The organism is Microcella flavibacter, assembly GCF_012530535.1.
Lineage (GTDB): Bacteria > Actinomycetota > Actinomycetes > Actinomycetales > Microbacteriaceae > Microcella > Microcella flavibacter.
In genome coordinates this window covers 1,668,640-1,690,843 of sequence record NZ_CP051299.1, presented here as the reverse complement: position 1 = coordinate 1,690,843, position 22,204 = coordinate 1,668,640, and the positions used below count along the sequence as shown (strand labels likewise).

Here is a 22,204-nt window from a genome sequence, read left to right as displayed (position 1 = left end):
CGGGCCCGCCGGTCAGTAGACTCGGGCACCATGAGCGGCGAGAAGACGAGCGGTACGGCCCTCCCCGGGATGGAAGCGATCGTGACCGGTCCGACGGGCCGTCCCAAGCGGGAGTTCGACGTCCCCGCGCCCCTCGCCCAGCACGGCCCGGCCCGCATCATCGCCCTGTGCAACCAGAAGGGCGGCGTCGGCAAGACGACGACCACGATCTCGCTGGGGGCGGCGCTCGCCGAGTACGGCCGCAAGGTGCTCGTCATCGACTTCGACCCGCAGGGCGCGCTCTCCGCCGGGCTCGGCGTCAACAGCCACGACGGCCTCACCATCTACGACCTGCTGCTCGGTCGCGAGAAGGACACCCGCCTCGCCGTGCAGCCGACGTCGACGCCGGGACTCGACATCATCCCCGCGAACATCGACCTCAGCGCCGCGGAGGTGCACCTCGTCAACGAGGTGGCCCGCGAGCAGATCCTCGCCCGCGTGCTGCGCCCCGTGCTCGGGGACTACGACGTCATCCTCGTCGACTGCCAGCCCTCGCTCGGCCTGCTCACCGTCAACGCGCTCACCGCCGCGCACGGCGTGCTCATCCCGCTCGAGTGCGAGTACTTCGCGCTGCGCGGCGTCGCCCTGCTCGTCGAGACGATCGAGAAGGTCAAGGACCGCCTCAACCCCGCCATCCAGCTCGACGGCATCCTCGCGACCATGTACGACTCGCGCACCCTGCACTCGCGCGAGGTGCTCGAGCGCGTCGTCGAGGCCTTCGGCGACAGCGTGCTCGAGACCGTCGTCGGCCGCACCGTGAAGTTCCCCGACGCCTCCGTCGCCGGCACCCCGATCACCTCCTACGCCTCCGAGCACCCCGCGGCCCGCGCCTACCGGCAGCTCGCGCGAGAGTTGATCGAGCGTGGCGCCGTCGCCTGAGCCCGAGGTCCTCCCCGTCGATGCGGCGGCTCCGGATGCCCCTCCGGGGTTCCGCGTCAGCCTGAGCTCGTTCGAGGGCCCGTTCGACCTGCTGCTCAGCCTCATCTCGAAGCGCGAGCTCGACATCACCGAGATCGCGCTCAGCGCCGTCACCGACGAGTTCCTCTCGTACCTGCGCGGCCTCGACCACGGGGAGGGCTCGGCGATCGACGAGCTGGATCAGGCGAGCGAGTTCCTCGTGGTCGCCGTGACGCTGCTCGACTGGAAGATCGCGAGCCTGCTGCCGCAGGGCGAGCTCGTCGACGCCGAGGACGTCGCGCTGCTCGAGGCGCGCGATCTGCTCTTCGCCCGCCTGCTGCAGTACCGCGCCTTCAAGGAGGCGAGCGGCTGGTTCGCCTCCCGCATCGATGCCGAGACCCGTCGGCACACCCGCTCGGTGCGCCTGGAGGACCAGTACCGCGAGCGCACGCCCGAGCTGCGCTGGACGACGAGCCTCGACGACTTCGCGGCCCTCGCCCTGCTCGCCCTCACGCCCCGCGAGATCCCCGTCGTCGGCCTCGACCACCTGCACGCCCCCCTCGTCTCGATCCGCGAGCAGGCCGCCCACGTCGTCAGCATGCTGCGCCAGGGCGAGCCGGTGACCTTCCGCGCGCTCATCGCCGGCGCCGAGCAGAAGGGCGTCGTCGTCGCGCGGTTCCTCGCCCTGCTCGAGCTGTACCGGCACGCCGCCGTCGGCTTCGAGCAGCTCGAACCGCTGGGGGAGCTCACCGTGCGCTGGACGGCGGAGAATTGGACGGACGAGAGCCTCGTGAACCTGGGAGCCGACTATGGCCAGTGAGACCGTGACACCGATGCGGGATGCCGCGCCCGAGCCCGGCGACGCCGCGGCGACCCGGCCCGACGCCGCTGCCGCCGCGCAGCCCGACGTCGCCGCCGAGCCGCGGCCGGGCATCCCGGACGGCGTCGACGTGGCCCGCGCTCTCGAGGCCGTGCTCATGGTCGTCGACGAGCCGCAGAGCCTCGTCGGGCTCGCGAGCGCGCTCGGCCGCCCCGTGCCGGAGGTGCGCGCGGCCCTCGCGGCCCTCGTCGCCGACTACGACGGCGAGACCGGCGGCCCGCGGCGCGGCTTCGAGCTGCGCGAGGTCGGCGGGGGCTGGCGCATCTACGTGCGCGCCGAGCTCGACGATTTGGTGCGTGACTTCGTGCACACCCAGAGCCCCGCGAAGCTCTCGCAGGCGGCGCTCGAGACGCTCGCCGTCATCGCCTACAAGCAGCCGATCAGCCGCGGCGCGATCGCCTCGATCCGCGCCGTCAACGTCGACTCGGTCGTGCGCACGCTGCTCGGCCGCGGCCTCATCACCGAGGCCTTCACCGACAGCGAGACCGGCGCCATCCACTACGCCACGACCGAGCTGCTGCTGACGCAGCTCGGCATCAACGGCCTCGACGAGCTGCCGAAGATCTCGCCGCTGCTCGACGACGGCAGCCAGGGGTTCGACGATGTCCGGTAATCGCCACGATGACGACCGCGCGCCGAAGGGCCTCGTGCCCGACGTCGAGCTGACGTTCTCCAGCAATCAGCGCGAGGGCGACAGCGCGACGAGCGAGCGCCTGCAGAAGGTCATGGCCGCCGCGGGCGTCGCCTCGCGCCGCGTGAGCGAGCAGCTCATCGCGCAGGGCCGGGTGACGGTCAACGGCGTCGTCGTCGACGAGCTGGGCGCGCGCATCGAGCCGGCCGTCGACGAGCTGGCCGTCGACGGGGTCGCCGTGCAGCTCGACGGCACCCGCCGCTACGTCATGCTCAACAAGCCCACGGGGGTCGTGAGCACTCTGCGCGACGAGAACGGCCGCCCCGACCTGCGCCAGTTCACCGAACGCTACGACGACCGGCTCTACAACGTCGGGCGCCTCGACGCCGACACGAGCGGACTGCTGCTGCTCACCAACGACGGCGAGCTCGCCAACGTGCTCGCGCACCCGCGGTTCGGGGTCGAGAAGACCTACATCGCCACGGTGAAGGGCGGCGTCACCGGTCAGGCGCTGCGGCGACTGCGCGAGGGCGTCGAGCTCGAGGACGGCCTGGCGGTCGCCGACAAGGCGCGACTGCTGGGGGAGCCCTCGAAGGGCCGCAGCATGGTCGAGCTGACCCTGCACTCCGGTCGCAATCGCGTGGTGCGCCGCATGATGGCCGAGGTCGGGCATCCCGTTATCGAGCTCGTGCGCCGCCAGTTCGGCCCCCTGCACCTCGGAACGCTGCCGATCGGCCGCACCCGCGAGCTCACGAAGGACGAGCGCGGCGCGCTGCTCACGCTGGGGCGGGATGCGCGGGGCGAAGGCCCCGCGGATGACGAGGCATCCGGCTCCGCACCCGACGGCGAGGCCGACGAATGACCGACCGCCGCCTCCAGCACGCCGTCCACATCGTCGGCGCCGGCCTGCTCGGCACGAGCATCGCCCTCGCCCTGCGCGAGAAGGGCGTCGACGTCACGCTCGACGACGTCTCGCCCACCGCGGTGGCGCTCGCCGTCGACTACGGGGCGGGGCGGGCGGCGACGCCGGATGACCGCCCGGGGCTCGTCGTCGTGTGCGTGCCGCCCGACGTCACCGCCGTGACCGTCGCCGCGCAGCTCGAGGCGCATCCCGAGGCCCTCGTCACCGACGTCGCGAGCGTCAAGGCGCAGCCGCTGCGCGAGCTGCTCGCGCTCGGCGCCGACGTCTCGCGCTACCTCGGCACGCACCCGATGGCCGGCCGCGAGCGCGGCGGCCCCGTCTCGGCCCGCGCCGACCTCTTCGTCGGGCGCCCCTGGGTGCTCGCGGGCCACGACGGCATCAGCTACGGCCGCGCCGCCGCGATCGAGGACCTCATCCTCGACGTCGGCGCCGTGCCCGTCGAGATGAGCGTCGACGAGCACGACCGCAGCGTCGCCATGATCAGCCACGTGCCGCAGCTCGTCGCGAGCGCCATGGCCGCCCGCCTCGTGCGCGCGGGCGACGGCGCGGTCGGCCTCGCCGGGCAGGGCCTGCGCGACGTCACGCGCATCGCCGCGAGCGACGTGAGCCTCTGGGTGCAGATCCTGCAGGCGAACGCCGGGCCGGTGGGCGAGATCCTGCACGCCCTGCGCGACGACCTCTCGGCCATGATCGAGGCGCTCGAGAACCCCGAGCAGGCGGGATCGCGCCGGCAGACCGCCGAGCTGCTCGCCGCGGGCAACGCGGGCGTCGCGCGCATCCCCGGCAAGCACGGCTCGAGCCGGCGCTTCGCCCAGATCGTCGTCATGATCGACGACACCCCCGGTCAGCTCGCGCGGCTGCTCACCGAGATCGGCGAGCTCGGCGTCAACATGGAGGACCTGCGCCTCGAGCACTCGCCGGGCGCTCCGATCGGCTTCGCCGAGGTGTCGGTGCTGCCCGAGGCGGAGCTGACCCTGATCGCGCAGCTCGAGCAGCGCGGCTGGCGCATCGCGGGCGCGAGCTGAGCATCCCGAACCACCCCTTGTCGAGGAGAAGAACTGTGAGCGACATGATCGTGGCCGTCGACGGCCCCGCCGGCAGCGGCAAGTCGAGCGTCAGCAAGGAGGCCGCCCGGCGACTGGGCTTCGCCTACCTCGACACCGGCGCCGCCTACCGCGCGCTGGCCTGGCACTGCCTCGATGAGGGCGTCGATACGGGGGATGCCGCTGCCGTGGCCGAGCGCGTGGCCGACTTCGACTACGCCATCGGCATGGAGCCCGACCGCTACTACGTGCGCGTCGGCGGCGAGGAGATCACGGCCGACATCCGCGAGCCGCGCGTCACCGCCGTGGTGAGCCAGGTGGCGCGCGTGCCGGAGGTGCGGGCGGGGCTCACGGCGCTGTTCCGGCGGCTCGTGTCGGAGCACCCGAAGCCGGGCGTCATCGTCGAGGGCCGCGACATCACGACCGTCGTCGCGCCCGATGCGCCGGTGCGCGTGCTGCTGACGGCCTCTCCGGAGGCTAGGATGTCCAGAAGGTCGGCCGAGCTGGGCAGCGAGTCGACCGAGTCGACAGCGCAGCAGCTGGCCTCGCGCGATGCGCAGGACATGCGCGTCGTCGACTTCATGAACGCCGCCGAGGGCGTCACGACCCTCGATTCCACGGAGCTCGACTTCGAGCAGACCGTGCAGGCGTTGATCACGATCGTGCGCGCCGCACCTCCCGCCTAGGGGAGGGGCGCGGAACACGCCTCGCCGGTGGGCGAGGGAGAAATGGGAGGATCCCATGACCGCCGACACCCCGACCCCCTCCGTTCCCGCTGACGACGCCGACGGCGCCGGCACGGCCGACTACCCCGTGCTCGACGCGAGCGCGGCGCAGGCCGTCGCCGACCGCATCGCCGAGCTCGACGAGGACATCACCGAGCTGCGCAGCCAGGCCCTGCGGGCCGGCCTCGAGGACTACGAGCTCGACGAGGACGACCTCACGCTGCTCGAGCACGCGTCGCTCGGTGAGGACGGCATCATCACGATGCCCGCCCTGCCCGTGCTCGCCATCGTGGGCCGGCCGAACGTCGGCAAGAGCGCCCTCGTCAACCGCATCCTCGGCCGCCGCGAGGCCGTCGTCGAGGACAAGCCGGGCGTGACGCGCGACCGCATCTCGTACAAGGCCGAGTGGAACACCCGCCGCTTCACCCTCGTCGACACCGGCGGGTGGGAGCCCGATGCGCTCGGCATCAACGCCTCCGTCGCGCAGCAGGCCGAGGTCGCCGTCGAGCTGGCCGACGCCGTGCTCTTCGTCGTCGACGCCATCACCGGTGCGACCGCGACCGACGAGTTCGTCGTCACGATGCTGCGCCGGTCGAAGAAGCCCGTCATCCTCGTCGCCAACAAGGTCGACGACACCCGCCAGGAGCCCGAGGCCGCCGCGCTCTGGGGCCTCGGCCTCGGCCAGCCCTGGCCGACCTCGGCCGTCCACGGCCGCGGTGTCGCCGACCTGCTCGACCACGTGCTCGAGGTGCTGCCCGAGATCTCGACCGTCGCGAAGGCCGAGTTCGGCGGCCCGCGCCGCGTCGCCCTCATCGGGCGCCCCAACGTCGGCAAGTCGAGCCTGCTCAACAAGGCGGCCCGCGAGGAGCGCGCCGTCGTCAACGAGCTCGCCGGCACCACGCGCGACCCCATCGACGAGCAGATCGAGCTCGCCGGCAAGATCTGGCGCTTCGTCGACACGGCCGGCATCCGCCGCCGCGTGCACATGGCGCAGGGCGCCGACTTCTACGCCTCGCTGCGCACGGCCGCGGCACTGGAGAAGGCCGAGGTCGCCGTCGTGCTGCTCGACGTGACGCAGCCGATCAGCGAGCAGGATGTGCGCATCATCGACCTCGTGCTCGAGTCGGGCCGCGCCCTCGTGCTGGCCTTCAACAAGTGGGACCTGCTCGACGACGAGCGCCGCCGCTACCTCGAGCGCGAGATCGAGCAGGACCTCGCGCACGTCGCCTGGGCGCCGCGCGTCAACATCTCGGCCCGCACCGGCCGCCACATGGAGAAGCTCGTCCCCGCCCTCGAGGTCGCGCTCGAGTCGTGGGACACCCGCATCCCCACCGGCAAGCTCAACGCGTTCGTCGCCGAGCTCACGCAGGAGCATCCCCACCCGGTGCGCGGCGGCAAGCAGCCCCGCATCCTGTTCGCGACGCAGGCCTCGACCCGCCCGCCGACCTTCGTGCTCTTCACCACGGGCTTCCTCGACCCGCAGTACCGCCGCTTCATCACGCGCCGCCTGCGCGAGATCTACGGCTTCGAGGGCTCGCCCATCCAGGTCAACATGCGAGTGCGCGAGAAGCGCGTTCGCAAGTAGTCGCTCGGCGTCGGCGCTGCCGCGCGTCACCGCTCGGTCCGCGGCACAAATGCAGGACTCCGCGACTCGTCACCGGCGTGTCCCCGCCTCACCCTTGGCGACGCGCCGAGCGAGTCCTGCATTTGTGCACGCTCGGCGGGGTGCGACGAGGCGGCGGGATGCTCGGCGCGGGCTCCGCAGAACCCGCGCCGAGCATCCCGAACCGCCGCAGCAGCTAACGCGGGTCGACGCCCTCGCTGACCTCGTCCTTGACCTCGGCGGACTCGCGCACGCGGTCGCCGCGGGTCTTCATGAGGCTCGCGATCGTCGCCACGGTGATGGTCGCGGCGATGAAGATGAGCGAGACCGAGGTGGGGATCTCGGGCACCCAGAGCAGCGGCTCGCCGCCGTTGATGAAGGGCAGCTCGTTGACGTACAGGGCGTGCAGCACGAGCTTGACGCCGATGAAGGCGAGGATGACGGCGAGGCCCTGGGCGAGGTAGACGAGGCGCTCGAGCAGTCCGCCGATGAGGAAGTACAGCTGGCGCAGGCCCATGAGGGCGAAGGCGTTGGCGACGAAGACGATGTACGCCTCCTCCGTCAGACCGTAGATGGCGGGGATGGAGTCGACGGCGAAGATGAGGTCGACGAAGCCGATGGCGACGATGACGAGCAGCATCGGGGTGACGAAGCGGCGGCCGTCGATGCGGGTGAAGAGCTTGTCGCCGACGTACTCGTTGTGCACGGGCAGCACGCGGCGCACGAGGCCCATGAACTTTCCGTTCGCGATGTCGGAGTCGCCGTGGCTGAAGGCCTGGCGGTAGGCGAGGAAGAGCAGCAGGGCGCCGAAGATGTAGAAGATCCAGGAGAAGTTGGAGATGAGCGCCGCGCCGACCGCGATGAACGCGCCGCGCATGATGAGCGCGATGACGATGCCGATGAGCAGCACCTTCTGCTGGTAGATCTTCGGCACCGCGAAGGCGGTCATGACGAGCAGGAACACGAAGAGGTTGTCGACCGACAGCGCCTTCTCGGTGAGGTAGCCGGCGAAGTACTCGCCGCCGTACGTCCAGCCCGAGACGAGGCCGATGCCGACGCCGAAGAGCAGGGCGAGGCCGATGTAGAAGGCCGACCAGCGGGCGGATTCGCCGATCGAGGGCTCGTGCGGCTTGCGCACGTGCGCGAAGAACTCGAAGACGAAGAACGCGATCGTGACCGCGATGGTGATGATCCAGATCAGGGGTGTGACGTTCATGCAGGGTCTCCAGAATTTGGCGTGGACGAATCGACGCCAAGGTCTTCCCCATTCCGCGGGCGGAACCGGCGGCCCGGGATGCGCGCTGCGATGCGCGAACCATCCGTACTGACGAGCCGTCCGTGGGTGGGGTACTCCCCTTGAACGAGTTCAGTCTACGGGAGGGCGCTGCCCGGCTCTCTGAGCATCGCCTGGGCGCAGGGTGCGGGCGGGGCGCAGCGGCCGCGCCGCCGCGAACTCGGTGATGAGCCCGGGATGCCCCACCGGGGTCGCGAGCACCGAATCGGGCGGCCGTCGCGCGAGGTCGGGAAAGCCTGCCGCCGCGAGCAGCTCGTCGTCGAGCGCGAGCAGCTCGGCCTCGACGAGCGGCCACGGCTCGTGGCTGTTGCGCGCGTGGATGGTGCGGCCGAGGTGCCGCTCGTGGAACCCCCACCGCGCGGTGAGGAAGCGGCTGAGCCCGGTGTCGACGGACGTCGTGCCGGGCCGGGCGAGGATGCGCGTGCGCGGCCGGCCCCCGGTGCGCCGGCGCGCCCGGTACTCGACCGTGCCGCGCGCCTCGTCGTGCCGCAGGCCCGCCTGCGCCCAGCGGTAGGGGAGCCCGAAGAGCGCCTGCGCGGCGAGCACCGAGGGCAGCTGCTCGGCGTCGAGCGAGCGGAACACCACGCCCCGCTCGCCGTTCTCGTCGATCGAGTAGGTGCGCACGTTGATCTCGATGAAGGTGCCGAGCCCCGGCACGGGCGGCAGCGGCAGGAAGGCGTGGTCGCTGAGCACGAAGGGGATGAGCCCCAGCCAGGCGCTGCCGTCGAAGACGTCGGGGCGGGTGCCGGCGGGCAGCATCGAGGCGACCTCCGAGGCGGGCACGCGCCAGTGCAGGAAGAGGAAGTCGCTCCACCGCTGGCGGATGACGGCGCGGCCGGGCAGCGGGGGCGCGGCGGGGTCGAGGGCGGGCGAGTCGAGGGCGGCGCCGTCGATCTCGGGCCGGCGCGCGGCCGCGGCAGCGGCATCCCTCGCCTCATCGGTCATGCCCTCATCGTCGCGCGCGCGGCCTGCGCGCGGGCCGTGACCCGCGGGGCAGCTCGACGCCTGCTGTCAGGCTGCGCCGCGTACGCTGAGCCCACCATGACCCAGCCGCCGCCCCTGCCGCCGCCGCACCTGCGGGATCCGGGCGATGCGTGGGTCGAGGGCCCCGACGGGCAGCGCTTCTGGGGCCGCTTCGGCGCCGCCGGGCTGCTGGCTTGGCACCCGACCGCGGGCATCCTGCTGCAGCACCGCGCCGAGTGGTCGCACCACGGCGGCACCTGGGGCATTCCGGGCGGGGCGCGCAAGCTCGACGAGTCGGCCGCCGACGCCGCGCTGCGCGAATCGCACGAGGAGGCCGGCGTGCCCGCCGACCAGGTGACGGTGCTGTTCGAGAGCGTCGTCGACCTCGGATTCTGGTCGTACACGACGGTCGTCGTGCGGGTCGATGAGCTCTTCGCCCCCGTGGTCGCGGACCTCGAGAGCCTCGAACTGCGCTGGGTCGCCCTCAATGCGGTGGATGCTCTGCCGCTGCACCCCGGATTCGCCGCCTCCTGGCCGGCCCTCCGCGCGCAGTTGCCCGCGGCCTAGAGCTCGAGCCGCACGACCGGCCGGTCGGCCTTGGCGCGGCCGACCTCGGTGAAGCCGTGCCGCTCGAACAGCGCGAGGGTGCCGGTGTTGAGGGCGCCGGGGCTGCGCCGCCCTCCGACCGCGGTATCGATCGGGTAGCCCTCGACCGCGGAGGCTCCGGCGGTGCGGGCGGCCTCGACGGCGGCGCCGAGCAGCGCCGTCGCGAGCCCCGTGCGGCGGTGGGCGGGCAGCACGGTGAAGCAGACGACGCTCCAGACGCCGTCATCGGCCCAGTCGGTGCCGGGCAGCGCCGGGGCGAGCACCGTGGTGCGGGGCAGGCGGGCGTAGTCGGGGCGCGGTGCGGCGCCGACCCAGGCGGCAGGGGAGCCGTCGACGGTGGCGAGCAGGCCGCGCGGGGCATCCCGGACCAGGTCGGCCTGCAGCGCCGCCCGCCGCGCCGCGTCGTCGAGAGCGCTGTACTCGGCGTTGGGGGTGAGCCACCAGCGGCACCAGCAGTGCGAGGACTCGCCGACGGCGCCGAGCACGTGCTCGATCGCGCTCCACGGCACGTGCGCGGCCGGGGTGATCTGCACCGATGCGGTCATGCGGCGAGGCTAGCGCTGCGCGGGGCGGCAGGGGAGTGGGGAACCGGGCTCGCGATTCAGGAGTCGCCCTCGGGCGACTGCTGCTGCGCCTGCCGGGTGGCCGTGAGGAAGAAGACGAGGGCGAGGATGAGGAACGGGAGCCCCGACCAGCGCGTGCCCTCGCCGATGAACAAGGCGATGCCGACGCAGAAGAAGGCGATGGCGACGCCGTAGTTCGCCTGCGGATCGTCGGTCTCGTCCTCGTCGGGGGCGACGGGCGGCGGGGTGCTCTCGCTCATGCGCCCAGTGTGCCGCAGGTCGAGGGAGCCTCGCATCCGTCGCGCGACGGATGCGTTCGGGTCTGCTCAGACGGCGGCGGGGCCGCGCAGGCGGCGCACGAGCACGGCGCCGGCGATGACGAGGGCGAGGCCGGTGGCGAGCAGCGCGATGCCGAGCGGGGCCGGGCCGATGACGAGCAGGATGCCGCCGCTGATTGCGGAGGCGATGACGAGTGCGATGCCCGCGCCGAGCATCCATCGCCACGCGGGGTGCGGTGCCACGTAGGTGCTGCGCCTGTTCATGCGCTCAGTATGCGGTGCGGAGGGATGCTCAGGCGTCCGCCGCGCGGATGAATTCAGCCCGCTGTCAGGGGGAGGGCAGCAGGGGCAGCATGTGCTCGGTGATGAGCGGCGCGAGCGCGAGGCCGGGGAACTCGCGCGGGTGCACCCAGCGAAGCTCGGCGATCTCGGCGGCGGCCGCGACGGGCCCCTCGAGCCGCGCCCGGAACACCTCCGCCACGACCGTCGCCCCTGCCTCGTTGGCGGCCGCGGCGGTGAAGCTGCCGAGCGGTTCGAGCGCCTCGACCGGCACGGAGGCGCCCAGTTCTTCGGCGAGCTCGCGGCTCAGCGTCTGAGCCGGGTTCTCGCCCGGGTCGGGCTTGCCGCCGGGCTGCATGAACACGGTGGTGCCGCGCTTGCGCACGACGAGCAGCCGCCCCGCGTCGTCGACGATGAGCGCCGCCGAGACGCGGATGACCTCGCCGGCCTGGGTCATCAGTGGATGGCCCCGCCGCGGATGCGCTTGTCGACCGGCGTCGCGACGACGGTGTCGATGATGATGCGGATGCCCCGCTCGAGCTCATCGAGGCTCAGGCTCGGCATGCCGATGCGCCCCTCGGCCAGTTCGGGCGTGGCGGGCACGTGGACGAAACCCGATCGCATCGGGCGTCGCTGCAGCTTCCGCTGCTCGGAGAGGCGCTGCAGCACGTAGAAGACGTGGTTGCACACGTAGGTGCCGGCACTCAGCGAGACACTCGCGGGCAGATCGGCACGCTGCAGGGCGTCGACGATTGCCTTGACTGGCAGCGTCGTGAACCGACCGTCGGGGCCGTGCAGCTCGATGCGCTCATCGGTCGGCTGCGCCCCGTCGTTGTCGGGGACGCGCGCGTCGTCGAGGTTGATGGCCACCCGCTCGGGCGTGATGCCGCTGCGCCCTTCGGCCAACCCCAGCGCGATGACCACGTCGGGCTGCACCTCGTCGACGACTGCCCGCAGGCGCTCGCCCGCGGCGCCGAACGCGACCGGCAGAACCACGGTCGACAATTCGACTCCCGGATGCCCGCTCACAGCCAACCGTTCCACGACGTCCCCGCTCGGGTTCGACGCCGCACCCCCGAACGCTTCGAACCCGCTCACCAATACGCGCACGCCCCCATCCTCCCGCGTCTCACCACCCCCCGCGAACCCGCTAAGCTATCCGAGGCCCTCCGGGGCCGAGCCACGGGCTGTGGCGCAGCTTGGTAGCGCACTTGACTGGGGGTCAAGGGGTCGCAGGTTCAAATCCTGTCAGCCCGACCAAACGAAAGAACCGGTCCCGCATAGCGGGGCCGGTTCTTTCGTTTCGTGGGGCGTGAATCGGCTTGCACCTGCGAGCAGGTGGGCCCACGCCGCGCGAGGGGCCCCGGGCGCGGCGCAGCCGCGGCTGGGGGAGCCGGTGGGGACAAATCCCAACCTGTCAGGCAGCACCCGGCGGCGAGCATCGCTCGGCGCCGCGCCATGGTCGCAACAAGGGCTAGGGACTTCTCGACTCTGAAAGAGCCTCGTTCACTCGCCGTCGGCTGATGCCTGTGAGTCATCCTGATGGGCAGCTGCCGCTGCTACCGCCAGTGTCACCACCGCCCCAGCCAGGCTCAGCGCGGCTATTCCAATCTTGGGCCCGATGTCTGCCGCGGCGGTTCGGAGTTGTTCGGGGTCCTTGATCGCCTCGAACCATCGTGTTGTCAACTGATCAACGTGGATAGCCCCGATGCCCATCGGCTCCCGGAACTCTTCAACTGCCGCGCCGATCTGATTGGCTGAGTCGATGATTGCACCCGCGGCCCCGGCATGAAGAATCACGTTTGCGCGAGCAAATTCTCCGGCTTTCTCCATTCGTGTGATCAAGTGCTGAGTCTTCTCGACCAAAATCTGGTGCCGCTTGCCGAGGGTCTCGTCTAAAGCGCGTCGGTGGTATTCGAGCTTGCTAGGCGCGGATTCGATGACTCGATCGATTTCAAGAATTTTGTATTCGTTGTCAAGCTGGAAGGTGCGTGCGAGCACTGTGAGCCAGAGCGCAGTCTCCTTCTCCACCTCTGTAATTGCTTTCGCGAGCCTACCGACGCTGGTGATGCCCTCGACCTTGTCGGCGAGGGATTCAAGGGCGCGAAGTGCATCTGCTCGCGTTTGTGCGATGGTTCCCGACTCTGCGACGACCTTGTCCCAAGCAGTTTTTGAATCGCCACCGTGTTCACGAATCGCCAGCGCCTCGTCTACCGATTCGACCGCGCGGTCGAGCCGAGCCAGGACTTCGTCCCGTTGCCGACGCCGAACGTCGTCGAGCTTGCTATCCATGCGCAGCAAGAGTGCTTTCAGTTCTTGAGCCTCGGCCTGCCGAGCAAATTGGGCCATGAGCCCCGCGGCCCCGGCGAGCATCGCTGGGCTAGTGAGCACCGCGCCCGCGGTGTTCTCGACCTCCACCCACTTCGAGACATCGCCAGGCCGACCGAACATGGCATAACTAACGCCTTTGGTCTTGGTCTCCATGAAGCCTTCAGACTTCAATTGTGCCGCTGATTCCTTCGTCAGCTTCACGTATCGCCCGGACCTCTCGACCATCTTGGCCACGCCATTCGCGAGATCAGATCCGGTCCCGAGCGCCCTACCAATCTTGTCGATGTGCAGCGCTATGGCGCTCTCTCGTAGCCCCATCGAGGTGAGAAAGCGCTCCACCGCGCTTATGTCTCCAACAATGGCGAGGCCGTCGCCGTCGTTGACCAGCTCGATCTCGTCGCGCATCCTGTGCCCCTCACGTTTGGTGTTCGCCCAGAGTATGGCTCGACCCAGACATTCGAGCGTCCTGGGCGTGAGGAAGGAATCGGTGACAACTGATCGTTAGTGCCGGATGGCGCTGACGGGAAGGATGTCATCATGCCCGGTCCCTATCCCAGAGAGTTCCGCGAGGACGTCGTCGCGGTCGCCCGACGTCGCGAGAGCGGTGTCACGCTCAAGCAAGTCGCCACTGACTTCGGTATCAGCGAAGCGACGTTGCAGAACTGGCTGCGCCAAGCCGATATCGAAGAAGGCGCTCGTCCCGGTCAGACCGCAGACCAAGCGGCCGAGGTGCGCGAGCTGCGTCGCCGGAATCGTCTCCTCGAGCAGGAGAACGAGGTCCTGCGGAAGGCGGCGGCGTATTTGTCGCAGGCGAATTTGAAACTCGGTGGCTCCCCAAAATGATCTACCCGCTCGTTGCTGAGCTCGCCGAAGCGGGGATTCCCGTGACGGTGTCGTGCCGGGTCTTGAAGCTCGCCCGCCAGCCGTACTACCGATGGCGGAAGGATCCCGTTCGGGACGCAGATGTGGTGCGCGCGTATCGGATCAACGCCCTCCACGATGCCCACGCTGAAGATCCGACGTTCGGCTACCGATATCTCGCCGACGAAGCCCGCAGGGCGGGCTGGCGGATGAGCCGGCGGACGGCCTGGAAGCTGTGTTCCCAGGCCGGGATCCTCTCTTCGGCGCAGCGACGCAGGCGCGGAAAGGGCAAGAAGGTTGGCCCGCCGGTGTTCGACGATCACGTGCAGCGCGTATTCCGCGCGGACGCGCCGAACCGCCTATGGCTGACCGACATCACCGAGCACCGCACGGCGACCGAGGGCAAGCTCTATTGCTGCGCGATCAAGGACGTCTTCTCGAACCGGATCGTCGGCTACTCCATCAGTGAGCGAATGACGGCGAAGCTTGCCGTCGACGCTCTCCGCAACGCCGTCGCCCGACGTGGGGACGTCGCGGGCTGCATTCTGCATGCCGACAGGGGCAGTCAGTTTCGCAGTCGGGCGATGGCCAGGGAGCTGCGCCGCCACGACATGGTCGGCTCGATGGGCCGCGTCGGTGCCGCTGGGGACAACGCCGCGATGGAGAGCTTCTGGTCGCTGCTGCAGACCAACGTTCTCAACCAGCAACGGTGGGCGACGAGGCCAGAGCTGCGCCTCGCGATCGTGGTCTGGATCGAGCGAAAGTATCACCGGCAACGCGCCCAGGACACCCTCGGAGGGTTGACCCCGGTCGAGTTCGAAGCGAGGCTATCCGAGTCGCGATCCCTCGCGGCCTAAACCGAACCTGTCACCAGTTCGTTCCTCACGCCCCCTCGATAGACGGGGCACGCCGAAACTCGATCCCGCGCCGCCTGACGCCTCAACCTGATTGACTGCCAGCAGTGATGCAGCGGCCGGGCTGACCTCACGAAGTACCGCGCGCGCCCCGGCCTTCACAGAGGAGTGCACGTGGCCGGCAAGACGACCAAGACCGCAGCAGCGAGTCTCGAAGACGCGCTCTGGGCCTCGGCCAATCAACTGCGGTCGAGCATGGATGCTGCCGAGTACAAGCACGTCGTCCTCGGCCTGATCTTCCTCAAGTACGTCTCCGACGTCTTCGAGAAGCAACGCCTGAAGCTCGACGCCCTCTCGCGCGACGACAGCAGCGACTTCTACATGCCCACCGATGCAGCCCGCCAGAGCCTGCTCGAAGACCGCGACGAGTACACCGGTGACGGAGTGTTCTGGGTGCCCGAAGGTCACCGCTGGGACGACCTTCGCAAGGCCGCAAAGCAGGCCGAAATCGGCCGCCGCATCGATGACGCCATGGAGGCGATCGAGAAAGAGAACCCCACGCTAAAGGGGGTTCTGCCCAAGAACTACTCTCGCCGCGAGCTCACCCCAGCCACGCTCGGCGGCCTCATCGATCTGTTTTCGAACGAGAACCTCGCCGCCGAAGAGCACGAAAGCTTGGATGTTCTCGGCCGAGTCTTCGAGTACATGCTGAGCAAGTTCGCCAACGCCGAGGGCAAGCTCGGCGGCGAGTTCTTCACGCCCCGCAGCGTGGTTAAGCTGATGGTCGACATGCTGGAGCCGTTCCGAGGCCGCGTGTATGACCCGGCGTGCGGCTCGGGCGGCATGTTCGTGCAAGCCGACCGCTTCGTGAAGGCCCACAACGGCTCACGCAACGACATCAGCGTCTTCGGGCAAGAGCAGAACCCCACCACCTGGCGTCTGGCGAAGATGAACCTGGCACTGCGCGGCATTGAGGCGAACCTTGGCCCGCAGTGGGGCGATTCGTTCACCAATGATCAGCATCCTGATCTGCGGGCCGACTTCGTCATCGCGAACCCGCCCTTCAACATCAAGGGCTGGGGTGCCGACCAGTTGGCGGGGGATGCTCGCTGGAAATACGGCGTGCCACCGACCAACAACGCCAACTTCGCCTGGGTGCAGCACATGCTGCACCACCTCTCGCCGACCGGCACGATGGCCACGGTGCTCGCCAACGGCTCGCTGTCGAGCCAGTCGGGCGGAGAGGGCGAGATTCGCGCCGAGCTCGTGCGCAAAGACCGCGTCGAGTGCATCGTGTCACTGCCGGGGCAACTCTTCTTCACCACTCAGATTCCGGTGTGCTTGTGGTTCTTGACGAACGACAAAAGCGCCAAAACGGTCGCGACCGAGCGACCGCAGCGCAGTCGCGCCGGCGAGGTGCTCTTCATCGACGCGCGGATGCTCGGCACGATGGTCTCGCGGACCAACAAGGAGTTCACCGAAGCCGACATGGCTCGCATTGCCGACACTTTTCACGCTTGGCGGGGCGAGCCGGGGGAGCAGCTTTACGAAGACGTGCCCGGCTTCTGCGCGAGCGTCACCCTCGAGCAGATTGCCGAGTACGGATACGCGCTCACTCCGGGCCGCTACGTCGGCAGCGAAGGCGCGCTCGTAGACGACGAGCCGCTCGATGAGAAGATCGCGAGGCTCACGGCTGAGGTGCGCGCGGGGTTCGAGCAGCGCGCTGAACTTCAGCATCGTGTGGTTTCCGCATTGTCTGCTCTGGAAGCAGACAATGAGTGACTGGGATCGCGTCGAGTTGGGGACCGTGTGCACTTTTCGTGCAGGGTCGGCGTTCTCACCGGACTTGCAAGGACGACCTGCCGGGGACCTGCCGTTCATCAAGGTGAGCGACCTAAGTCTTGCCGGAAACGACCCATTCATCCGCCGGTCAAACAACTGGGTCTCACACGAGACTGCGGAGTCGATAAAGGCTCGCGCTGTAGAGCCAAATTCGGTTGTATTTGCGAAAATCGGCGAGGGACTCAAGTCGGAACGCATTCGTATGACAACGATGCCGACGCTTCTTGACAACAACCTCATGGCGGCAACGGCGAGGCCGGGGCTCGACCCCATGTTCATGCTCTACTTGTTCTCGGTTGTGGGACTGTCTTCGTGGGCGGCGGGCTCTGCATTGCCCTACTTGCGCCAGGGCGACTTGGTGAAGATCCCTGTCGATCTTCCATCCCTCGACGAACAGCGGCGCATCGCGGAAGTTCTGGGCGCGCTTGATGACCTCATCGACACGAACGAGCGGCTCGGGCTGCGTTTGACTGAGGCCGCAAGTGCAATCGGGCAGCGCCTACTTTTGGAGATCAGTTCTGGAGTGCCCCGATCGGTCGAAGACATTGCAACGATCACGAAGGGCTACTCGTACAAGAGTGCCGAGCTGGTTGAAGGCGACGGCTGGCTTGTCGGGCTGAAGAATGTCGGTCGCCATGGCGTCTTCCGACCCGACGGGTTCAAGCCCCTCAGTGCAAAGGTTAAGCCTGCCCACGTCGTCGTCAACGGCGACTTGGTAGTTGCGCAAACCGACCTCACCCAAGCGCGGGAGGTGATTGGCCGACCGGTTCGAGTGCGCCGCGGTAAGCGCGAAGGCCTTCTTGTTGCCAGTCTCGATCTTGCGATTGTGCGCCCGTCGGAAGGCGTGTCTGGTCAGTTCATCCAGTCGGTCTTGGAGAGCGTCGATTTCCGCGATCACGTCTTGGGGTTCTGCAATGGCACTACCGTCTTGCATATGGGCGCAAGGGCCATTCCCTCCTTCCCCGTAGTTCTGCCTGGTGCCGAACTCATGGCGCGTTTTGAAGCTCTTCTTCCGTTGCGCGATGCCGCAGATGAGGCATTCGAAACCGCGGAGTCGTTGCGTAAGACCCGCGACGAGTTGCTCCCGCTGCTGATGTCCGGCGCGGTTCGCGTGCGGCCGAAGGGGGTCGCGGCGTGAGCGGCATCCCGACCGAGGCTGAGCTCGAAGAGCTCGTGCTCGACGAGCTCCGGCAGCTCGGGTGGGCAGTGCAGCACGGGCCCGACATCGACCCGGAGTCGGAGAATCCCGAGCGCGGTGACTATCGCGAGGTCGTATTGGCCGGTCGTCTGCGCCGAGCGGTGGAGCAGCTGAACCCCGAGCTCGACTCCGAAGCGGTCGAGGATGCTGTGAAGACGGTGGTGCGACCCGAGTCGCAAGTGGTGATGAGCGAGAACTGGCGGGCGTACCAGCTGCTCACGCAGGGGGTGCCGGTCGAAACGCGCGATGTCGACGGAAACCCGCGCACGGTGCGGGCGCGTCTCGTCGACTGGGTCGACCCCGGTGCCAATGATCTGCTCGCGCTGAACCAGTTCACGGTCGCGTCAGCGACCGGGGCGAAGCGTCGGCCCGACGTGGTGTTGTTCGTCAACGGGCTGCCGATCGTACTCGTAGAGTTGAAGCGCGCCGGCAACCAGCAGGCGAGCCTCAAGGGCGCGTTCAACCAGGTGCGTACCTATCTGAATGACATTCCCGACCTGTTCGCGTTCACCCAATTCGCGGTGATTAGCGATGGCGTGCAGGCGCGCGCGGGTGCCTTTGCCGGCAACTGGGAGCACTACGCGCCGTGGAAGACCATCACGGGCGAGCTGGCCCCGGGGTTCGTGCCTGAGATCGAGGTGCTCGCGCAGGGCATGCTCAACCCCGCTGTCTTGCTCGACCTCATCGCAAACTTCACTGTCTACCTCGGCGATGCCGGCAACCTGCAGCGGTTCGTGGCGAAGTATCACCAGTTCTGGGCCGTCAACCGGGCCGTGTTCGCCACCGTCGAGGCCGTCGAGGGCGACGGTCGTGCGGGTGTCGTGTGGCACACGCAGGGGTCGGGCAAGAGCTACGAGATGCTCTGGTACGCCGGCAAGATCATGCGCAATGCGGCGATGGAGAACCCCACCGTAGTCGTGCTGACCGACCGCAACGACCTCGACGACCAACTCTTCGACGACACCTTCGCCGCCGCCCTGCCCGGAGCGCCCCTGCCCGAGAAGCCCGTGCAGGCGAGTTCGCGCGCCGAGCTGAAGACGCTGCTCGGCGGCCGGGCGTCGGGCGGAATCATCTTCTCGACCATCCAAAAATTCGGCGTCTCGCGCGAGGAGAAGGACGCAGGCACATCGTTCCCGCTGCTCTCGGACCGGACCAACATCGTCGTCATCGTCGACGAGGCCCACCGCTCCAACTACGACTTCATCGACGGCTTCGCCCGCCACCTGCGCGATGGCCTGCCTAACGCCACCTTCATCGGATTCACCGGCACCCCCATCGAGTCCAGCGACAAGTCGACCAAGAACGTCTTCGGCGACTACATCGACACCTACGACCTCACCCAAGCAGTCGAAGATGGCGCCACCGTGAAGGTCTACTACGAACCCCGGCTTGCCCGGGTCGAGTTACCTCGGGATGCTCTTGCCGACATCGACGACGCCTTCAGCGACGCGACTTCGGGCTCCGAGGATGATGCGCGTGACCGCCTCAAGTCGAAGTGGGCGCGGGTCGAGGCCATTGTCGGCTCCGACAAACGCATCGCCGAACTCGCTCGCGACTTGGTGGAGCACTGGGAGCGCCGCCGGGAAGTGCTCACCGGCAAGGCGATGATCGTCACGATGTCGCGTCGCATCGCCGCAGCCCTCTACGACGCCATCGCCGAGTTGCGCCCCGACTGGGTCACGGATGATGACGGCACCGGGCGATTGAAGGTCGTCATCACCGGCTCAGCCGCCGATGACCAGTCGCTGCAGCCGCACATCCGCTCGAAAGACGCACTCAAGGCGCTCAAGGCGCGGGCGAAGGACCCATCCGACGATCTGGAGCTCGTGATCGTTCGCGACATGTGGCTCACAGGGTTCGACTCGCCCTCGATGCACACCATGTACGTCGACAAGCCGATGCGCGGCGCTAACCTCATGCAGGCGATCGCCCGCGTGAACCGCACTTTCAAGGACAAGCCCGCGGGCCTCGTCGTTGACTACCTCGGCATCGCCGAAGACCTGAAGTCGGCACTGTCGGAGTACACCGACCGTGACCGCCAGAACGGGGAGTTGGGCCAGGACGTGCGCGAGCAGGCAGTCCCCGGCATGCTCGAAGCCCACGGTGTCGTTGACACGATCCTTCACGGTCACGCTTGGCGCGCGGGACTTGTAGCCGGTGGCGCGAAGGCGTTCTTGCACACGTTGATGGGGGCCATCGAATACTTGCTCACGTCGCACGTCGACCAGGAGTGCTCGTCGGAAGCGCCGTGCCTGAAGCACCGGTATCTGTCGCAGGCCGGCCGGTTCGTGCGGCTCTATGCGATCTGCGCTGGCACGCCCGAGGCCGAGCGCCTTAAGGGGGACGCGGCATTCTTTGAGGCGGTGCGCGGGCAACTCTCGAAGATGGAGGTTGGCGACCTGCGCGTCAACCCAAAAGCCGAACTCGACACGGCAATCCGGCAGATCGTCTCCGACGCCATGACCGGTGTCGGCGTAATCGACATCTACAAGGAAGCGGGGCTTCAGAAGCCCGACCTGTCGATGATCGACGACGAATTCATCATTCGCTTCAATCAATCCGACCGCAAGAACCTGCAATTGGAGATGCTCCGACGTCTGCTGTCGACCGAGATTGCTCGAATCAACAAGCGCAACATCGTGGCCAGTAAGCAGTTCAGCGAGATGCTCAGCGACTCGCTGCTGCGCTACCAGAACCGCACTCTCGACTCAGCCCAAGTCATTGCCGCTCTCGCCGACCTCGCGCGCCGGATGACCGCAGAAGCCAACCGCGCCGAACAGCTCGGCCTCACCAGCGATGAGCTCGCGTTCTACGACGCCATCCGCACCAATGAGTCGGCTGTGCTGACTCTCAGCGACGATATCCTCAAGGCGATCGCGCACGAGCTCGTCGAAATCGTGCGCCGTGACGCGAAAACCGATTGGGCGGTGAAAGAGCAAGTACGGGCAAAGCTGCGGGCCACGATCAAGCGGCTACTGCGCAAATACGGCTACCCGCCCGACCAGGCGGAGGGCGCCACGCAGCTGGTGCTGGCGCAGGCTGAAGTGATTGCTGCCGAGTGAGCAATCGAATCGCTTCGGGTTGGGGGCTTGGATCGCCTGACAGAGGTCGGCAAAGTTGGATGTTGAGCTGCGAGCGATGACACAAAACCAGCGATACAACTTCACCGCGGGCCAGGCACCGGATTACTGGAACCCGAACCCGGAACATCCAGACCATCGGTTCGCGCTGGGGCGAGTTCTGACACCTTCTCGTTCTCTCAACCCTCTGGTCGTGATCGCGATGAACCCCTCGTACGCGGACCACTCAGAGTCGGACCGTACCGTCAACACTGTGATCGCGGCGAGTTCACAACTCGGTCATGACGGATGGCTGATGCTCAACCTGTACCCAGAACGTCGGACCAAACCCAACATGCTCGGCGCCTTCGACGCCGTCCTTTGGGCAAGGAACTGGGCCGTGATCGACGATGTCCTTGACACATTTGCTGTCAATGAAGTCCTCGGCGCCTGGGGCAACCCGCCGAACCACACGATTAGGGAGGCGTTGAAGCGAACGCGCACCGCGCTGCACGCAAGGGGTACTCGCGTCTACCACTTCGGCACGCTCACCAAATCGGGTTCGCCGCGACACCCAACGCCGCGCGGCGCAGTCTGGAACATCAGCGGATCGAAGCGTTACCTAGCCTGAACCTGAACCTGAACCTGAAGCGCGACGACCGCCGGAGAGCGTGAAGTTTTGTTGTGCACGGTCCCGGATATTCAATCTTCGCTCGCCGGCGAACGTGTCAATCGCCGATATCCGCAACCTTCTTAGAGTTCGCGGACTGTTCCCGGCGGGAGAGTCCCAGCCTGGAATCGGGTCCCTCCGACTATCGGAAGTCGTAATCCTCGTCGCGACCACTCGAGTCATAGATCTCCTCGGCACCTGCAAACGACACGCCATCGCCGTCGCTGTCGTCCTCGTCGTCGCCATACTGCGGACCATCGATGTGGTCTTCGCCGATCATGCACCGACAGGTCACGTAGTCCTGGGTGATTTCGCCGTCTACCCACGTGTTCGTGACGTGCGCATGTTCAGGTCCGGTGGGCATGACCCGATGCTACAGACTGAGTCGGCAGATGATCGAGCGCGGGCACGACCGGTGTTGCCGGCGACATCGCTTCGAGGTGGAGGAACCCAAAGCCGATGTGTTCGGCCGTCGTATTTTCCTAGGAAAGGGTTGCCCTGGGTGCCCGCATACATCCCAGCTGGCCCAGGCTGATCCACACCAACTCGTCCCACAGCTCCCGCTTGAGTCTGGTGCTTGTCAGACACATGAGGATTTTCTGCCGAGCCAGGCGCGACTTGCACGAAGCGCACTCGGCGATCGGGTGCCACATCGAGGGCCGCCAA

Annotated in this window: 22 protein-coding genes and 1 tRNA gene; 14 read left to right on the top strand and 9 right to left on the bottom strand. The window is 68.0% G+C overall.

Annotated features, from left to right (window positions below; translation table 11 throughout):
* Positions 1-30 precede the first annotated feature (30 nt).
* From HGB54_RS08030 to der, 7 genes are read left to right on the top strand one after another with little or no spacing between them, the layout of a single operon-like run.
* Positions 31-918, top strand: coding sequence for a ParA family protein (locus HGB54_RS08030; RefSeq protein WP_168915974.1), 888 nt, complete (start codon positions 31-33; stop codon positions 916-918).
* On the top strand, positions 902-1,756 hold the full coding sequence (locus HGB54_RS08025) for a segregation and condensation protein A (protein WP_168915973.1): 855 nt from the start codon (positions 902-904) through the stop codon (positions 1,754-1,756). The genes HGB54_RS08030 and HGB54_RS08025 overlap by 17 nt, the downstream gene beginning before the upstream one ends.
* A complete protein-coding gene (scpB, locus tag HGB54_RS08020; protein WP_228545746.1) occupies positions 1,746-2,429 on the top strand; it encodes an SMC-Scp complex subunit ScpB in 684 nt (227 codons plus the stop codon). Before HGB54_RS08025 ends, scpB begins: the two co-directional genes overlap by 11 nt.
* Positions 2,419-3,309 carry a pseudouridine synthase gene (locus HGB54_RS08015; RefSeq protein ID WP_168915972.1) on the top strand — a complete coding sequence of 297 codons (891 nt, stop codon included), beginning with the start codon at positions 2,419-2,421 and terminating at the stop codon, positions 3,307-3,309. Before scpB ends, HGB54_RS08015 begins: the two co-directional genes overlap by 11 nt.
* Positions 3,306-4,394 (top strand): prephenate dehydrogenase, encoded by a 1,089-nt coding sequence (locus HGB54_RS08010; RefSeq protein WP_168915971.1) that lies wholly within the window; start codon positions 3,306-3,308, stop codon positions 4,392-4,394. Before HGB54_RS08015 ends, HGB54_RS08010 begins: the two co-directional genes overlap by 4 nt.
* A 44-nt stretch (positions 4,395-4,438) precedes the next feature.
* Entirely contained in the window at positions 4,439-5,098 is a 660-nt protein-coding gene (gene cmk / locus HGB54_RS08005) for a (d)CMP kinase (protein WP_168916896.1), read from the top strand.
* Positions 5,099-5,153: 55 nt separating this feature from the next.
* Positions 5,154-6,722 (top strand): ribosome biogenesis GTPase Der, encoded by a 1,569-nt coding sequence (der, locus tag HGB54_RS08000; RefSeq protein ID WP_168915970.1) that lies wholly within the window; start codon positions 5,154-5,156, stop codon positions 6,720-6,722.
* Positions 6,723-6,936: 214 nt separating this feature from the next.
* Here the strand turns inward: der and HGB54_RS07995 are convergent, their stop codons facing one another.
* Both HGB54_RS07995 and HGB54_RS07990 read right to left on the bottom strand, forming a co-directional pair.
* The gene (locus HGB54_RS07995) at positions 6,937-7,956 is read right to left on the bottom strand and encodes a TerC family protein (RefSeq protein ID WP_168915969.1); all 1,020 of its coding nucleotides are present in this window, start codon (positions 7,954-7,956) and stop codon (positions 6,937-6,939) included.
* A gap of 150 nt (positions 7,957-8,106) precedes the next feature.
* Positions 8,107-8,979, bottom strand: coding sequence for a YqjF family protein (locus HGB54_RS07990; protein WP_168915968.1), 873 nt, complete (start codon positions 8,977-8,979; stop codon positions 8,107-8,109).
* A gap of 96 nt (positions 8,980-9,075) precedes the next feature.
* On the opposite strand from HGB54_RS07990, the gene HGB54_RS07985 reads away from it, so the two are divergent.
* Entirely contained in the window at positions 9,076-9,564 is a 489-nt protein-coding gene (locus HGB54_RS07985) for an NUDIX hydrolase (RefSeq protein ID WP_168915967.1), read from the top strand.
* On the opposite strand, the gene HGB54_RS07980 is transcribed toward HGB54_RS07985, so the two are convergent.
* The 5 genes from HGB54_RS07980 to pcp form a co-directional block, all read right to left on the bottom strand.
* Complete coding sequence (locus tag HGB54_RS07980; protein WP_168915966.1) at positions 9,561-10,148, bottom strand: GNAT family N-acetyltransferase; 588 nt, start codon at positions 10,146-10,148, stop codon at positions 9,561-9,563. The two genes, HGB54_RS07985 and HGB54_RS07980, sit on opposite strands and share 4 nt — an antisense overlap.
* Before the next feature lie 56 nt (positions 10,149-10,204).
* Complete coding sequence (locus HGB54_RS07975; RefSeq protein ID WP_168915965.1) at positions 10,205-10,426, bottom strand: hypothetical protein; 222 nt, start codon at positions 10,424-10,426, stop codon at positions 10,205-10,207.
* A 66-nt stretch (positions 10,427-10,492) separates the two neighbouring features.
* The gene (locus HGB54_RS07970) at positions 10,493-10,708 is read right to left on the bottom strand and encodes a hypothetical protein (RefSeq protein WP_168915964.1); all 216 of its coding nucleotides are present in this window, start codon (positions 10,706-10,708) and stop codon (positions 10,493-10,495) included.
* Positions 10,709-10,772: 64 nt separating this feature from the next.
* Positions 10,773-11,180 (bottom strand): NUDIX hydrolase, encoded by a 408-nt coding sequence (locus tag HGB54_RS07965; RefSeq protein WP_168915963.1) that lies wholly within the window; start codon positions 11,178-11,180, stop codon positions 10,773-10,775.
* The gene (gene pcp / locus HGB54_RS07960) at positions 11,180-11,821 is read right to left on the bottom strand and encodes a pyroglutamyl-peptidase I (RefSeq protein ID WP_228546014.1); all 642 of its coding nucleotides are present in this window, start codon (positions 11,819-11,821) and stop codon (positions 11,180-11,182) included. The genes HGB54_RS07965 and pcp overlap by 1 nt, the downstream gene beginning before the upstream one ends.
* Positions 11,822-11,906: 85 nt before the next feature.
* Here pcp and HGB54_RS07955 point away from each other — a divergent pair.
* Positions 11,907-11,983 (top strand) — tRNA-Pro (locus HGB54_RS07955).
* 246 nt (positions 11,984-12,229) lie between these two features.
* Here HGB54_RS07955 and HGB54_RS07950 read toward each other — a convergent pair.
* Complete coding sequence (locus HGB54_RS07950; RefSeq protein WP_168915961.1) at positions 12,230-13,459, bottom strand: hypothetical protein; 1,230 nt, start codon at positions 13,457-13,459, stop codon at positions 12,230-12,232.
* Between the two features lie 132 nt (positions 13,460-13,591).
* On the opposite strand from HGB54_RS07950, the gene HGB54_RS07945 reads away from it, so the two are divergent.
* The 5 genes from HGB54_RS07945 (at position 13,592) to HGB54_RS07925 (ending at position 21,499) form a co-directional block, all read left to right on the top strand.
* Positions 13,592-14,772 (top strand): IS3 family transposase gene (locus tag HGB54_RS07945; RefSeq protein ID WP_407663465.1). Its coding sequence is split into 2 segments (ribosomal slippage): positions 13,592-13,858 and positions 13,861-14,772, totalling 1,179 coding nucleotides; the frame shifts between segments, so codons are not numbered across the junction.
* A 171-nt stretch (positions 14,773-14,943) separates the two neighbouring features.
* On the top strand, positions 14,944-16,551 hold the full coding sequence (locus HGB54_RS07940; protein ID WP_323740659.1) for a class I SAM-dependent DNA methyltransferase: 1,608 nt from the start codon (positions 14,944-14,946) through the stop codon (positions 16,549-16,551).
* Positions 16,544-17,749: a restriction endonuclease subunit S gene (locus tag HGB54_RS07935; protein WP_168915959.1), complete on the top strand. Its 1,206-nt coding sequence runs from the start codon at positions 16,544-16,546 to the stop codon at positions 17,747-17,749. Before HGB54_RS07940 ends, HGB54_RS07935 begins: the two co-directional genes overlap by 8 nt.
* Positions 17,746-20,871, top strand: a complete 3,126-nt coding sequence (locus HGB54_RS07930; RefSeq protein WP_168915958.1) for a type I restriction endonuclease subunit R — start codon at positions 17,746-17,748, stop codon at positions 20,869-20,871. The genes HGB54_RS07935 and HGB54_RS07930 overlap by 4 nt, the downstream gene beginning before the upstream one ends.
* A gap of 76 nt (positions 20,872-20,947) precedes the next feature.
* Complete coding sequence (locus tag HGB54_RS07925; RefSeq protein ID WP_168915957.1) at positions 20,948-21,499, top strand: DUF1643 domain-containing protein; 552 nt, start codon at positions 20,948-20,950, stop codon at positions 21,497-21,499.
* Positions 21,500-21,680: 181 nt separating this feature from the next.
* Here the strand turns inward: HGB54_RS07925 and HGB54_RS07920 are convergent, their stop codons facing one another.
* Positions 21,681-21,902: a hypothetical protein gene (locus tag HGB54_RS07920; protein WP_168915956.1), complete on the bottom strand. Its 222-nt coding sequence runs from the start codon at positions 21,900-21,902 to the stop codon at positions 21,681-21,683.
* Between the last annotated feature and the right edge of the window lie 302 nt (positions 21,903-22,204).

Coding starts and splice junctions, on each gene's coding strand:
- HGB54_RS08030 (WP_168915974.1), top strand. CDS start 31: ATGAGCGGCGAGAAGACGAGCGGTACGGCCCTCCCCGGGATGGAAGCG.
- scpB (WP_228545746.1), top strand. CDS start 1,746: ATGGCCAGTGAGACCGTGACACCGATGCGGGATGCCGCGCCCGAGCCC.
- HGB54_RS08015 (WP_168915972.1), top strand. CDS start 2,419: ATGTCCGGTAATCGCCACGATGACGACCGCGCGCCGAAGGGCCTCGTG.
- HGB54_RS08010 (WP_168915971.1), top strand. CDS start 3,306: ATGACCGACCGCCGCCTCCAGCACGCCGTCCACATCGTCGGCGCCGGC.
- cmk (WP_168916896.1), top strand. CDS start 4,439: ATGATCGTGGCCGTCGACGGCCCCGCCGGCAGCGGCAAGTCGAGCGTC.
- der (WP_168915970.1), top strand. CDS start 5,154: ATGACCGCCGACACCCCGACCCCCTCCGTTCCCGCTGACGACGCCGAC.
- HGB54_RS07995 (WP_168915969.1), bottom strand. CDS start 7,956: ATGAACGTCACACCCCTGATCTGGATCATCACCATCGCGGTCACGATC.
- HGB54_RS07990 (WP_168915968.1), bottom strand. CDS start 8,979: ATGACCGATGAGGCGAGGGATGCCGCTGCCGCGGCCGCGCGCCGGCCC.
- HGB54_RS07985 (WP_168915967.1), top strand. CDS start 9,076: ATGACCCAGCCGCCGCCCCTGCCGCCGCCGCACCTGCGGGATCCGGGC.
- HGB54_RS07980 (WP_168915966.1), bottom strand. CDS start 10,148: ATGACCGCATCGGTGCAGATCACCCCGGCCGCGCACGTGCCGTGGAGC.
- HGB54_RS07975 (WP_168915965.1), bottom strand. CDS start 10,426: ATGAGCGAGAGCACCCCGCCGCCCGTCGCCCCCGACGAGGACGAGACC.
- HGB54_RS07970 (WP_168915964.1), bottom strand. CDS start 10,708: ATGAACAGGCGCAGCACCTACGTGGCACCGCACCCCGCGTGGCGATGG.
- HGB54_RS07965 (WP_168915963.1), bottom strand. CDS start 11,180: ATGACCCAGGCCGGCGAGGTCATCCGCGTCTCGGCGGCGCTCATCGTC.
- HGB54_RS07950 (WP_168915961.1), bottom strand. CDS start 13,459: ATGCGCGACGAGATCGAGCTGGTCAACGACGGCGACGGCCTCGCCATT.
- HGB54_RS07935 (WP_168915959.1), top strand. CDS start 16,544: ATGAGTGACTGGGATCGCGTCGAGTTGGGGACCGTGTGCACTTTTCGT.
- HGB54_RS07925 (WP_168915957.1), top strand. CDS start 20,948: ATGACACAAAACCAGCGATACAACTTCACCGCGGGCCAGGCACCGGAT.
- HGB54_RS07920 (WP_168915956.1), bottom strand. CDS start 21,902: ATGCCCACCGGACCTGAACATGCGCACGTCACGAACACGTGGGTAGAC.